Below are 13,186 nucleotides of genomic sequence, written 5' to 3' on the forward strand. Positions count from 1 at the left end.
GCACAGGCACCCGACCCAGGACGCAGGTGAACAACGACGTGGGCTCGCGAACCCCCGAGGACCCCGACGCAGCGGCAGCAGCCCAGTTCGACTCCCTGCTCGCCGGGGCACCGCTGGGCATCGGTGTCTTCGACCTCGACCTGCGGCACGTGCGCGTCAACGCCGTCCTGGCCGAGATGAACGGGCGACCCGTCGAGGAGCTCGTCGGCCGCACCCCCAGCGAGGTCAACGGGGAGACCGGGGCCCGCGCCGAGGAGCTCTACCGGCAGGTGATGGCCGACGGCGTGCCCATGCGCGACGTGCGGTTGTCGGGCGAGGTGTCGGCCCGCCCGGGCGAGCAGCGGCACTGGTCCCTCACGTTCCACCCGGTGCACCGTCCCGGGTCCGGGGAGGTCACCGGGCTGTGCGTGATCGTCGACGACGTCACCGCCGAGGAGGAGCTGACCCGCTCGCTCGCGGCCACCAGCCGGCGCCTGGAGCAGATCACCGAGTCGATGGCCGTGGGGTACCTCGTCCTGGACACCGGCGACGGGGCCTGGCGCATCACCTACGCCAACCGCCGGGCGGAGGTCGCGCTGGGGCTGCCGCGCGCGGACCTCGTCGGGGGGTCCCTGTGGGAGCTCTTCCCCGCCACGCGGGGCACCGCCTTCGAGGCCGGTTTCCGCCGCGCCCTCCAGACGGGGACACCCGCCGTGTTCGACGCCTACTACCCGCCGCCGCTGGACGCCTGGTACGAGGTGCGGGCCGTCCCGGACGGGTCCTCGCTGGCGCTGCACTTCCTCGACGTCAGCGAACGGGTCGAGGCGCAGCGCGCGGCCGAGGCGGCGGCCGGCCGGGCACAGCTGCTGGCACGGCTCAGCGAGCAGCTCAGCGCCCACCGCGACCCCGTGACGGCCCTCACCCTCGTCCCGGAGCTGCTGGCGCCCGCCGTCGCCGACTGGTGCGTCGTCACCGTCCTGGAGGAGTCCGAACGGGCCGAGGCCGCCGTCGCCGCCCTCGCCCACGAGGCCCGGGCGGGCGAGCTGGCGGACGTCGACGCGCCCACGGTCGACCTCGTCCTGGAGCACCTGCAGGACGTCGCCGCCCGGCACGGCGACCCGGCCCTGGACGGGGTGGTGCAGGAGTACGCACGGGTCCGCCTCGACGCCTACCGGGAGCACGCCCGCACGCGGGCCGTGGACGGGCGGGTCGCTCCCCCGTTCCTGGTCCGGGCGCTCGGTGCCGGACGCGCGCTGGTGGTGACGACGGACCCGACCGCGAGCGTGCAGGCCACGATGGTCCCCGGGACGGCGGCCGCCGCGCTGCAACGGTTGCGGCCGCGCACCGCAGCCGCCGTGCCGCTGCGGGCCCGCGGTCGTGTCCTGGGCGTCCTGTCGATGTGCTGGGACGGGGCCGACTCGGGTGCCCCCGGCGCCACCCCCGCCGACGAGCTGGGCGCCGACCCCCGCGCCACGGCCACGGCCCGGCCCGCCGCCGGCCCGGGGCCCGGCGTCCTGGAGTTCGTCCAGACCGTGGCCGACCGGATCGGCGCGGCCCTGGACGAGGCGCGCCTGGTCCGGGCGCAACTGCAGCTCGCCGAGACGCTGCAGCGGGCCCTGCTGACCGAGCCGCCGCAGCCCGACCACGCGCACGTCGTGGCGCGGTACCTGCCCGCGGCGGAGGCCGCGCAGGTGGGCGGCGACTGGTACGACGCCTTCCTGCAGGAGGACGGGGCCAGCGTGCTGGTCATCGGGGACGTCCTGGGCCACGACGGGACGGCGGCCGCGTCGATGGGACAGGTCCGCACGCTCGTGCGGGCGGCCGCCGTCATGACGGGCCACGGCCCGGCCGACGTGCTCGCGGCGACGGACTCGGCGATGAGCACCCTGCAGGTGGGGACGATCGCGACGTGCGTGGTCGCGCGCCTGGAGCAGGACGACGACCTGACGCGGCGCGGGCTGACCCGCCTGCGCTGGTCCACCGCCGGCCACCCGCCGCCGGTCCTCGTCGGCCGCGACGGCGTGCCCCGCCTGCTCGACGAGCCCGACCAGCGCGACCTCCTGCTCGGGGTGGCCCCGGGGACGGCGCGGCACGAGCACACCGTCGACGTCGAACGCGGCGGCACCCTGCTGCTGTACACCGACGGGCTCGTGGAGCGACGCGGCGAGTCCCTGCAGGTCGGGCTGGAGCGCCTGCTCGTGGCGGTCGAGGAGGCGGTCGCGCGAGAACCGCGGGACGCGGACGGGTTCCCCCTCGACGTGGACGCGACGTGCGACGCGGTGCTGCGCCGCCTCGTGCCGACCCAGCCCGGGGACGACGTGGCCCTGGTCGCCATCCGCCTGCACCGGCAGGACCGGCCGCGCCCCGCCACGGCCGGACCACGCCGGGTGCCGCCGACGGTGGAGGACGAGCCGGAGGTGCTCCCCGGCGCCGGGGAGGACGCGTGATGCGCCGGCCGAGGCAGACGGTCCTCGTCGAGGCGGGCCTGGTGGTGCTGGCCGTCGTCGACGCGCTCATCAGCCTGCCCTACTCCTCCACGGGCGCCCTGGTCTCCGCCCTGCTCGCCGCGGCCGTCCTGCCACTGCGCCGCCGCCTGCCCTGGGTGAGCGCCGCCGTCGTCGCCGTGGGCCTGTTCTGGGGTTACGCGCTGCTGGCGGCGATGGTCACCGTGTTCTCGCTGGCCGTCGTCACCGGGGCCCGGCGGCGGATCGGGGCCGTCGCGGCGCTCACGGTGTTCGTCGGGAACCTCGTGGCGACCGAACTGCCGCAGGGCCTGGACGACTGGGTCAGCGCCGTCCTCTACGGGTTGATCTTCGCGACGGCCCCGTGGGCCCTCGGCGAACTCGTGGTCACCCGCCGCGAGCTCTCGCGCCGGCTGGCCGAGATCGACGAGCGGGCCGCCCGGGAGGCGCTGGAACGGGAACGGGCCGTGCTGGCCCGCGAGATGCACGACGTGGTCTCCCACCAGGTGAGCCTCATCGCGGTGCAGGCCGGTGCGCTGCAGGTCACCTCGACGGACGACCGGACGCGCTCGGCGGCGCGCACGATCCGCGAGCTCAGCGTCCGCACGCTCGACGAGCTGCGGTCGATGGTCGAGGTGCTGCGCACGGCCGGGGGGTCCGTGCGCGAGGACGCCCCCCAGCCCGGGGTGCGCGACCTCGACGGGCTGACCGCCGGGTGCGGGCTCGCGGTCCGCAGCTCGCTGCAGGTCCCCGACGACCTCCCGGCGCCGGTGCAGCGCGCGGTGTTCCGCGCCGTCCAGGAAGGGCTGACGAACGTCCGCAAGCACGCCCCCGGCGCCGAGGTCGCCGTCGTCGTGGCCCACGACGGGGAGCGGACGCGCGTGGAGGTCCGCAACGGCCCCGCGACCGGACCCGCCCAGGCACTGCCCAGCGCCCGGCACGGGTTGCTGGGCCTGCGCGAGCGGGCCGCCCTGCTCGACGGTGAGGTCGACGCCGCCCCGACGCAGGACGGCGGGTTCGCGCTCGTCGTGACGATCCCCGACCCCTGAGCCCGCTAGAGGTCCAGCCGCTGCGGGGCGTGCCGGACGGGTTCGCGGTACAGCGGGTACAGCTCCCCCACGGTCGCGTCGGCGACCTCGACGTCGAACCACGCCGGCCCGCCGATCCGTTCGCGTGCGACGTCCGTCAGCCGGACCGGCCGCCGCGACCCGGCCGGCTCCCCGAGCCCCACGAGCGGGGACCCGCGGTCCAGCAGCCGCCGCAGCACCCGCTCGCCGATGCGGTGGTAGGACAGCGTCTCCACCTCCAGCCCCGGCACGACGACCTTCGCGACGTGGACGGGGCCGCGGGACGTCTCGACCGCGACGGCGTGCACGAGGACGTCGAACCCGTCGAGCCGGCGCAGCAGCTCCGCCAGCTCCTCGGCCGGTTCCCGGTCCGGGGCGGCGGGCAGCTCCCCCAGCGCGACGTGCGACGTGACCCGCAGGAGCGGCTCCACGAGCCGGGACAGCTCGGCGCCCGAGCGGTGCGTCCAGTCCGCCATCGCCGCCAGCGCCCGGGGTTCGGACTCCGTCAGCGGGGCGCGTTCCTCGGCCGCCCAGTAGAGCCGCAACCGGGTCCGCACCGGGTCCAGCGGCCCGAAGGCGAACGCCCGCCGCGCCCGGGAGCTGGCCAGTTCCAGCAGCGCCTTGCGGGCCGCCCCCGCGGCGTCGAGGGCGGCGGCCTCCCCCACGGCCGTGACGGCCATCGGCGCCGCCGCGGGGTCGGTGTCGCGGGCCACGGCGTGCACGACGACGGCGAACTCCGTGCTGTCGAGCTTGACCTGGGGCTCCAGCCCCGCGGCCACCAGCGCGGCCCAGACGTCCGCCGTGGCGGGGTGCTCGGCCACCCCGTCCACGAGGACGCCCTCCTCCAGCGCCCGGAAGGAGACGGTGTCGCCGTCGCGCTGGAGCAGTTCCCCGATGCCGTGCGCCACAGCCCGTTCGAGGCTGTCCCCGGCGCCCATGCCGTTCGTGATGGGGGTGGTGAGGAAACCCCCGGGCGGGGGTCCGCCGCGGATCCCGCCGGCGTGGGGGGCGACGAACTCGGCGGGGACGAGCACCTCCTCCCCCGTGCGCCAGCGCCGCGTCGGCAGCCAGCGCAGCGGCAGGTCCGGGGTGTACCGGCTGCCCGCGGGCAGGACGAGCTCGACGGGGTCGACCACCCCGCCCGGTCCGCGGGTGGCGAGCAGTTCGGCGAACGTCGCCACCACGGGCGGGGAGGTCAGGAGGTGGCGGTCCAGCAGCACCTGCTCGGCCAGTTCGCCGTAGGCGCCCCGGCGGGCGGCCGCCGGGTCCGCGCCGTAGCCGACGCCGTGCCCAGAGGTGGCGGCCCCCGGGTGGGGGCGCCAGACGGTGCCGGTCACCGGGATCCCGGTCCGGTCGAACCCGGTGAGGTCGAACTCCAGGAGTTCGGCGCCGGCGTCCGCACCCAGGGCCGCGGCGTACCGGTCGGCCATCGCGTGGGCGTTCACTTCAGCCCGCTGCGCGCGATGCCGGCGACGAACTGCCGCTGGGCGATGCCGAACAGCACCAGGACGGGCAGCACCGAGACCAGCGCCCCGGCCATGAGGGCGGGGTAGTCCGTCGTGTACTGGCTCTGCAGGAACGACAACCCGACGGGCAGCGTGTAGAGGTCGGGGTTGCGCAGCGCGACCAGGGGCCAGGCGAACTCGTTCCAGCGGTACATGAACGTCATGACCACGAGCACGGCGACGAGCGGCCGCGACAGGGGCAGCACGATCGACCACAGCGTCCGCAGCTGCCCGGCCCCGTCGAGCTGGGCGGCCTCGAGGAGCTCGTCGGGCAGCGACAGGAAGTACTGACGTGCGAGGAACACCCCGAACGCCTCGGCCGACCGCGGGATGATCACGGCCCAGTAGGAGTTGATCCAGCCGAGGGAGTTCACGAGGTCGAACTGCGGGATGAGCAGCACCTGCACGGGGATCATCAGCGTGGCGATGATGAGGAAGAACACGACCGCCCGCCCCGGGAACCGGTGCTTGGCCAGCACGTACCCCGCCGTGACGTCGACGACGACCGTGATGACCACGGCGACGACGGCGATGGCCAGGGAGTTCTGCGCCCACTGCAGCACCGGGAACTGGGTGAGGGCCCGCGTGAACCCGCCGGGGTCGAACGTCGTCGGGACGATCCCGATCCGCCCGGAGGCCAGGTCGTCGCGCGGCGAGACCGCCGTGACGAGCATCCAGTACAGGGGGAACAGCCAGACGAGGCTCAGGACGAGCAGGACGACGACCTTGCCGCGCCGGGCACCCCGCCGCTCCCGGGGCCCGCGCGCGGTGTGGACGTCCGCCCGCGGTCGCGCGGGCGCGCGCACGCCGCTCACTGGTCGTCCTCGCTGGAACGCTGCGCCCGCCACCACAGGACGGTGGCCACGAGCACGACGACGAAGACGACGACGCCGATGGCCGACCCGTAGCCCTCGCGCCGGGCGGCGAAGCCCTGGCTGTAGGCGTAGGTGACGAGCAGTTCGGTGGACCCCGCGGGCCCGCCCTTCGTCATGACCCAGACGATGTCGAAGACCTGGAACGTCTCGATGACCATCATCACGGTGAGGAAGAACGTGGTGGGGCGCATGAGCGGCCACACGACGTCCTTGAGCCGTTGCCAGGACGAGGCCCCGTCGAGCTCGGCTGCCTCGAGCACGTCGCGGTCGATGCCCTGCAACGCGCTGAGGTAGAGGATCACGGCCAGTCCGGTGCGCGCCCACAGCAGGACGAGCACGACCGAGACCGCGGCGGCCGTGCCGTCCGACTGCCAGTCCGGCTGCGGGAGCCCGACCCCGGCCAGCACGCGGTCGACGATGCCGACGTTCTGGTCGAACACCCACCGGCCCGCCATCGCCACGACGACCCCGGAGATGACGTACGGCGCCAGGAACACGGCCCGGAACAGGCCGCCGCCGGGGATGCGGTCGCGCAGCAGGACCGCGACGGCCAGGCCGAGGGCGAGGCTGACGGGGACCGACACGACGGCCAGCAGCGCCGTGTTCCCCGCCGCCTGCCAGAACGTGTCGTCCGACAGCATCGCCCGGTAGTTGGCCAACCCGACGAACTGCGCCTGCCCGATGCCGGTCGAGTTCGTCAGGGAGATCCGCACCGCCCCGACGAGCGGGTAGAGCACGAAGACGCCGAACAGCAGCAGCGCCGGGGCCAGCATCACGTAGGACGTCGCCCAGCGGCGCACCGCTGGTCGCCGCGCGCCCCCCCGGGTCACCACCCGCGTGGTGGTGGCGGTGCTCACGACGTCTGCAGCACCGACGCGACGCCGTCGGTGATCCGCTTGAGGGCGGTCGCGTCGTCGTCGGAACCGAGGAACACCTCGTCGAGGCGGTCGCGCAGCTGCGCGTTGACCGCGCTGAAGCTCGGCACGACGACCTGCTGGACGAGGGGTTCGCGGATGGCCTTGGCCTGCTCCACGTACAGCGCCATGAGGTCGGGGCGCACGGGGTACTGCAGCGTGGAGGCGTCGATGTCCTCGCGGGTCGGCAGCACGGACGCCTCGGTGCAGAACGCGGACATCTGCTCGGCCTGGGCGCAGTAGGTGAGGAACTCCAGCGCCTTCTCCTTGCGCGAGCTCGCCTCCACCGCCACGAGGGCGTTGCCGCCGAGGTCGGCCGAGGCGTTGACGTCGCGCGGCAGGAAGGTGGCGGAGTACTCGAACCCGCCGCCCTCGATCTCGCTCAGCAGGAAGTCGCCCGCGAACGCCGTGGCCACGGTCTGGTTGAGGAACAGGTCGCTGGCCGCCTGGCCGCGCGCCGAGGCGTTCTGCGGCGTGAGCTGCTTGCGGAACAGGTCGCGCGTGAAGGTGAGCGCCTTCAGGGCCCCGGCGTCGTCGGTCGCGACGCTCTTCAGGTCCTCGCTGAGCAGCCGGCCCCCGGCCTGGTCGACGAAGTTCAGCCAGCGGTAGGCGCCGGCGTTCTGCCAGTTCGCCGCGAACGCGTACGTGTCGGCCCGGGACGGCTGGATGCGCCCGAGGGCGTCGGCGAACTGCTCCCACGTCCACGCGCTGTCCAGCGTCGTGGGCAGCGTGCCCAGGCCCGCGGAGGCGACGGCCGCGGTGTTCAGCAGCACCATCGAGGTGTCGGTGTGGTGCGGGATGCCGAACGTGCCCTCGCTGTCGGTGACGGCGGCCCAGAACGCAGGCAGGAACGAGCTCTTGAGCGTGTCCGCGTCGGTGAGGTTCGCGAGGACCTTCTGCCCCCGGTAGGCGGCGACGTCGGTGTAGCTGACGCGGAACAGGTCCGGCGGGGAGTCCGTCCGCAACCCGGTGTCGACGGCCGTGAGGACCTCCGAGTACGGGACGACCTGCATCCGCACGGTGGTTCCGGACTGGGCCTTGAAGCCGTCGGCGAGCTTCTTGAACGCGCTCGCCTCGACGTCCGAGGCCCAGGTGATCATCGTGATCGTGTCGTCGCCGGAGGACGAACCGCCGGACCCGCCGGAGTCGGGGGTGGAGAAACCGCTGCAGGCGGTCAGGGCACCGGTGGCGGCCGCGGCACCGGCGGCGCCGAGGACGCGGCGGCGGGTGGGGGTGTTCTGGGCAGGGGTGACCATGGGGAACTCCGATGTCCACGCAGGCGGGGGTCTGCACCTGCTGGTGTCGTGCGCGGGACGGGCACCTCTGGGAAAGGTGGCACCAAGCTAGCCACGCTGGGAGGGATCAGCCCGTCGGAACTCAGGCGACGAGACGGCTCCAGACCGTCTTGCCGTCCGGTGCGGGATCCACGCCCCACTGGGCACTGAGGACGTCGACGAGGGCGATGCCCCGTCCCCCGAGGGCTCCCGGGTCGGCCTGCCGCAGCTGCGGGAGCTCGGTGCCGGCGTCGCGGACCCGGACCGTGACCCCGGCCTCGCCCGCGCAGTCCAGCGTGAGGGCCGCCGGCGGCGCGCCGTGCCGGACGGCGTTGGTGACGAGTTCGGTGACCACCAGGTCGCCCTGCGGACGCAGGTCCGCCGCGTGCGGGCGGCACCAGTGCTCGTCGAGGAAGCGTCGCGCGTGGCGCCCCGCCGTGTCGTCCATGACGAGGACGAGCTCGGCGGGCGGGGTGAACTGGCACATCGCCTGAACCCTCTCCCGGAAACCCCGCCCCGGCGAGCGGGAGCGAGGGAGGAACCGCCTCAGAGGCGGACGGCCAGCAGCGCGATGTCGTCGTGGCTGTCGCCGAGCTGCGACAGCAGGTGGTCGCACAGCGCCTCGGGCTCGTGCGGCCCGGCGGCGACGACGTCGGCCAGCCGGTCGAACCCCTCGCTGAGCACCTCCCCGCGGCGCTCGACGAGCCCGTCGGTGTAGCCGAGCAGCAACGAGCCCACGGGGAGCCGTTCGCGCAGCGTCTCGCGCACCAGCGACGGTTCGACCCCGAGCGGGATGCCCCGGGCCTCCGGCAGGTAGCGCACGGTGCCGTCCACGTGCCGCACGAGCAGGGGCGGGTGCCCGGCCGAGGAGTGCTCCACCGACCAGTGGTCCGGCCCGTCCGGGGTCAGCCGGACGTAGCTCACCGTCGCCATCGTCGTCATGCCGAGGGCGGCGATGAGCTCGTCCACCCGCGTCAGCACGGAGGCCGGGGTGTCGAGCGTGCGGTCCCACGCGCAGGCGCGGAGCAACCCCTTGAGGTGGCCCATCGCCGCGGCCGCGTAGACGTCGTGCCCGGCGACGTCGCCGATGACGACGGCGATCCCGTCCCCCGGCACGTCGATGAGCTCGTAGAAGTCGCCGCCGACGTCGTTGCCGTCCTGGCCCGCGTGGTACCGCGCCGCGACCTGCAGGCCGGGGACCTCCGGCAGGTCCGGCAGCAGGCTGCGCTGCAGCTCGGTGGCGATGTGGTGCTGCTCCTCGTAGAGGCGGGCGTTGTCGAGCAGCAGCCCTGCACGGCGGCCGAGGTCGACGGCGATCCCGAGGTCGTCGTCGGTGTGCTCGGGGGCGGGGTGCTCGGGCGTGCTGGCGGTGCGGACCAGCACCATGAGGTCGTCGACGCGGCGGCGTCCGGGCAGCGGCACGACGAGGACGGAGGCGACCCCCAGCTCGTCGGACAGGTCCAGGACGGACTCGTCCTCCACCCAGCTGCGGCGCAGCTCGCGCACCGCCGGGGAGGAGTAGCCACCGATGCGGCGCGCCGAGGCGCCGTCGAGCAGCAGGTCCTGGAGCCGTCCGCGCAAGGGCGTGCGGCGCAGGGCGTCGAGGTAGGCCTCGAACCGTTCGTCGTCCGCGGGATCGGCGTGCAGCGCGGTGACCTGCGCGATCTGCCCCTTGTCGTCGGGGCTGAGGACGACGGCCCAGTCCGCGAGCTGCGGCACGACGAGCTGCAGCAGCCGCCGCCGGCACTCGGCCACGTCGAGGGTCCCGGACAGGCGGTGCGTGGCCTCGGCCAGCAGGTCGAGCCGGGCGCGGTGCTCCTCGGCGCGGTGCCGGGCCTCCTCGGCCTCCGCCCGGGCCGCCCGCTCGGCGGCGAGCGCCTCGTCCCTCGCCCGGTCCGCGGCGACGCGACCGCTGACGTCGGTCTGGATGCCGACGTAGTGCGTCAGCGTCCCGTCGGCCCCGAAGATCGGGCTCATGGCGACCTGGTTCCAGAACGCCAGGCCGTCCTTGCGGTAGTTCAGCAGCGTCACGGTGACGGGTTCCTGGGCGTCCAGCGCGTCGTGCAGGGCCTGGCGGGCGGCGGGGTCGGTGCCCGGCCCCTGGAGGAACCGACAGTTCTGACCCAGCACCTCCTGGAACGGGTAGCCGGTCGTGGCCGTGAACGCCGGGTTCACCCAGACCAGCGGGAACTCCGGGTCGCGGGCGTCGGCGACGGTGAACGACAGCCCCGTGGCCAGGACGGCCCGGTCGCGCAGCGCGGCCTGCTCGCTCGCCGCGTCCATGGCGGCGCGGGCCGCCCGGCTGTCGCGCAACGGCAGGAACACGACGAGGGCGTGGTCGTCGAGCATGGGGGCGTCCGCCATCGGCAGCGCGACGACCCACAGGGGTTCGCGACGGCCACCGAGGTCGCTCCCGGCGGCGGCCGAGACCGCCTGCCCGACGACGGGTTCGGACCGGGCCACGCGGGACAGCGGGTGCTCGGTGTCCGACAGCTCCGCGCCGTCGAGGTCGAGCAGCCCGGCCGCGTCGGACCAGGCGTCGACGCTCAGCGGGAGCCGCGCCTGCGGCGCGAGCTGGCGGGCCACCGGGTTGACGTGCACGACGGAGCGGTCCGACAACTGCACGAGGAGGACGGCCGCCGGGGCGTCCCCGGTGATGGCCGAGACGTCCGAGGACGCGTCGCGTCCACGCTCCGCACCGGGCACGGTGTCCCCTCTCCTCGACCAGCGACCGTCTCCTCACCCCCTGCCGGGGGCAGCACGAGGAGCGGCGCCTGGTCTCGACACCGCCTGCGAGCCTAGGTGACGCGGTGGTGACGAGCGAGCCGGGCGAGCACCAGGGTGGTGTCGTCGTCGCCGCGGCCGGGGACGGCGGTCAGCAGGCGGTCGGCGACGGCCGCCACGTCCAGGCCCTCCCCCACGGCCCGCGCCGCCTCCTCGCCGAGCTGCCGGGTGGTCTCGCTCAGGCTCGTGCGGCGCCGTTCGACGAGCCCGTCGCTGAAGAACAGCAGTGCCGCGTCCGCCGGGACGGTCGTGGTGCCCACCTCGTCGGCGGTGCCGCTCGTGGGCCCGAACCCCAGCCCGAGCATCGGACGGGTCGGCACCTGCAGCGCGACGGCGCCCTGGGCGGTGACGAGCAGCGGGGCGGGGTGCCCGGCGCTGGCCAGGTCCACCGACGCCGCGCCGGAGGAACCCTCCGCGGCCGGGCTGACGACGCCGACGACCGCGGTCGCCGTGTGGTTGCCGTTGAGGGTGGTGACCAGCGCGTCGAGCCGGTCCAGCGCGGCCGCCGGGCTGTGCCCCTCCAGCAGGTAGGCCCGCAGGGCCGTCCGCAGCTGCGCCATGGCCGCGGCCGCGTGCACCCCGTGCCCGGCGACGTCACCGACCACGACGGCCACGCGGCCCCCCGACAGCGGCAGCAGGTCCCACCAGTCGCCGCCGAGCTGCCCGCCCGCGGCCGGGCGGTAGCGGGCGTGCACGTCCAGCCCCGGCACCTCCGGTGCCTCGTCGAGGACGACGGCCCGCTGCAGGGACTCGGCGATGGCGATCTGGCCACGGGAGCGGCCCAGCATGATCGCCGTGAGCTGGCCGCGCAGTCGCTCGGCCGTCGCCGCGTGCCAGGGCCGCCACGGCAGGCTGCGGCCGCGCACGACCTCCTGCCACTTCTCGAAGCTCTTGCGCGGGCTGATCCGCACCGACGCGCCGTCGGCCGACAGCTCGTGCACCTCGGCGTTCTGCGGGTCCCCGCCCCAGGAGACGAGTTCGGGCTGCTCCGGGCGGAACCACAGCAGCCAGCCGTCCCGGTCCAGCCCGATCCGCAGCGCCCCGGCCGCCGTGCCGGTGACGTCGGCCAGGCGCGGGTCCAGGGTCGAGAGCTGGTCGGTGAACGTGACCGCCCCGTCGGCGCGTCCCAGCAGCCGGGCGGCCCGCTGCACCGCCGCCCAGGCGGGCACCTGCCCGCAGGTCAGCAGCCGGTGCCCGTCCCACACCGCGACGCCGCCCGCACCGAGGAGGTCGGCGACGCGGCCGTCCTCCACGAGCGCCGTCAGCGGGTCGCGCCCCTGGGCCGAGACCCCGGCCAGGACGTCGGACATGAGTTCCTGGGCCGCCAGCGCCTCGTCGCGCTCGCGCGAGCGCGCACGTTCCCCCACGAGCTGGGACGTCGTCTGCCCGAGGAACTCCGCCGCCGACCGCGCGTCGTATCCCGGACGGTGGGGGCCGGAGTAGTGGTGGCAGGCGACGAGCCCCCACAACCGGCCGTCGACGATGAGCGAGATCGACATCGAGGCGGTGACGCCCATGTTGTGCAGGTACTCGAGGTGGATCGGCGACACGCTGCGCAGCACCGAGTGCGACAGGTCCAGTGGCGCACCGGTCCCGGGGTCGACCAGGGGTTCCAGGCGCACGGGGCGGTAGTCGACGTCGGCGATGAGCCGCGTCCAGTTCAGCGTGTAGAGCCGGCGGGCCTGCGCCGGGATGTCGCTGGCCGGGTAGCGCAGCCCGAAGAACGGTTCCAGGCCCTCGCGGTGGTCCTCGGCGACGACCTCGCCGTTCCACTGAGCGTCGAACCGGTAGACCATGACCCGGTCGAACCCCAGGACGCCGCGGACCTCCCGGGCCAGCCGCCGGCAGAGGGCGTCGACGTCGGTCGTGCCCGCCAGCCGCGCGACGGCACCACGGGTGGCGCGGTAGGAGACCGGGCTGACAGGACCCTCCACGCCGGTGGCCGGTTCCACCTCGACGACGAGGCGTTCCCCGCTGAGGTGCACCACGACGTCGACGTCGACCTCGGCCCCGTCCAGGACCAGCCGTGCGTGCAGGGCCTCGTCGCGGGTGTCGTCCTCCAGCGCGGTGCGCACCAGCTCGGCGACGTCGTCCCCCAGGAGGTCGGCCAGGTGTGCGCCGAGCACCGACCCCGGTGCGCGGCCGAGCAGCGCGGCCGTGTTCTGCGAGGCCACGACGACGCGGTGCGAGGGCCGTTCCAGGCCGAGGAGGAACCCGTGCGGCTGGATCGCCCCCGGGACGTGGATGGGTTCGCTCTCGCAGGTCGTCAGGTCGACCTCGCCGTAGGCGGGGACGTGCTCCTGCGGCTGGGACACCGGGCTCCTCG

General features: G+C 74.9%; 9 protein-coding genes. 2 read left to right on the plus strand and 7 right to left on the minus strand.

Features of this window, described 5'->3' with window-relative positions; all coding sequences use genetic code 11:
- Positions 1–38: 38 nt before the first annotated feature.
- Both ACFEMC_RS15435 and ACFEMC_RS15440 read left to right on the plus strand, forming a co-directional pair.
- A complete protein-coding gene (locus tag ACFEMC_RS15435; protein WP_380170455.1) occupies positions 39–2,426 on the plus strand; it encodes a SpoIIE family protein phosphatase in 2,388 nt (795 codons plus the stop codon).
- A complete protein-coding gene (locus ACFEMC_RS15440) occupies positions 2,426–3,490 on the plus strand; it encodes a sensor histidine kinase (RefSeq protein ID WP_380170456.1) in 1,065 nt (354 codons plus the stop codon). Before ACFEMC_RS15435 ends, ACFEMC_RS15440 begins: the two co-directional genes overlap by 1 nt.
- Positions 3,491–3,495: 5 nt before the next feature.
- Here ACFEMC_RS15440 and ACFEMC_RS15445 read toward each other — a convergent pair whose 3' ends face one another.
- The 7 genes from ACFEMC_RS15445 to ACFEMC_RS15475 form a co-directional block, all read right to left on the minus strand.
- Positions 3,496–4,953 (minus strand): YcaO-like family protein, encoded by a 1,458-nt coding sequence (locus tag ACFEMC_RS15445; RefSeq protein ID WP_380170457.1) that lies wholly within the window; start codon positions 4,951–4,953, stop codon positions 3,496–3,498.
- Positions 4,950–5,828 carry a carbohydrate ABC transporter permease gene (locus ACFEMC_RS15450; protein ID WP_380170458.1) on the minus strand — a complete coding sequence of 293 codons (879 nt, stop codon included), beginning with the start codon at positions 5,826–5,828 and terminating at the stop codon, positions 4,950–4,952. The genes ACFEMC_RS15445 and ACFEMC_RS15450 overlap by 4 nt, the downstream gene beginning before the upstream one ends.
- Positions 5,825–6,745: a carbohydrate ABC transporter permease gene (locus tag ACFEMC_RS15455; protein WP_380170459.1), complete on the minus strand. Its 921-nt coding sequence runs from the start codon at positions 6,743–6,745 to the stop codon at positions 5,825–5,827. Before ACFEMC_RS15455 ends, ACFEMC_RS15450 begins: the two co-directional genes overlap by 4 nt.
- Positions 6,742–8,058 (minus strand): ABC transporter substrate-binding protein, encoded by a 1,317-nt coding sequence (locus ACFEMC_RS15460; RefSeq protein WP_380170460.1) that lies wholly within the window; start codon positions 8,056–8,058, stop codon positions 6,742–6,744. The genes ACFEMC_RS15455 and ACFEMC_RS15460 overlap by 4 nt, the downstream gene beginning before the upstream one ends.
- A 121-nt stretch (positions 8,059–8,179) precedes the next feature.
- Complete coding sequence (locus ACFEMC_RS15465; protein WP_380170461.1) at positions 8,180–8,563, minus strand: ATP-binding protein; 384 nt, start codon at positions 8,561–8,563, stop codon at positions 8,180–8,182.
- Positions 8,564–8,622: 59 nt separating this feature from the next.
- Positions 8,623–10,782, minus strand: a complete 2,160-nt coding sequence (locus ACFEMC_RS15470; protein ID WP_380170462.1) for a SpoIIE family protein phosphatase — start codon at positions 10,780–10,782, stop codon at positions 8,623–8,625.
- 92 nt (positions 10,783–10,874) lie between these two features.
- Entirely contained in the window at positions 10,875–13,175 is a 2,301-nt protein-coding gene (locus tag ACFEMC_RS15475; RefSeq protein WP_380170463.1) for a SpoIIE family protein phosphatase, read from the minus strand.
- Positions 13,176–13,186: the final 11 nt, after the last annotated feature.

It is taken from the genome of Kineococcus sp. DHX-1, assembly GCF_042473625.1.
Taxonomy (GTDB): Bacteria; Actinomycetota; Actinomycetes; order Actinomycetales; family Kineococcaceae; genus Kineococcus.

What these genes read in the sequence shown, in the direction of transcription:
- ACFEMC_RS15465 (WP_380170461.1), bottom strand. Translation starts at nt 8,563, where the DNA reads ATGTGCCAGTTCACCCCGCCCGCCGAGCTCGTCCTCGTCATGGACGAC.
- ACFEMC_RS15440 (WP_380170456.1), top strand. Translation starts at nt 2,426, where the DNA reads ATGCGCCGGCCGAGGCAGACGGTCCTCGTCGAGGCGGGCCTGGTGGTG.
- ACFEMC_RS15460 (WP_380170460.1), bottom strand. Translation starts at nt 8,058, where the DNA reads ATGGTCACCCCTGCCCAGAACACCCCCACCCGCCGCCGCGTCCTCGGC.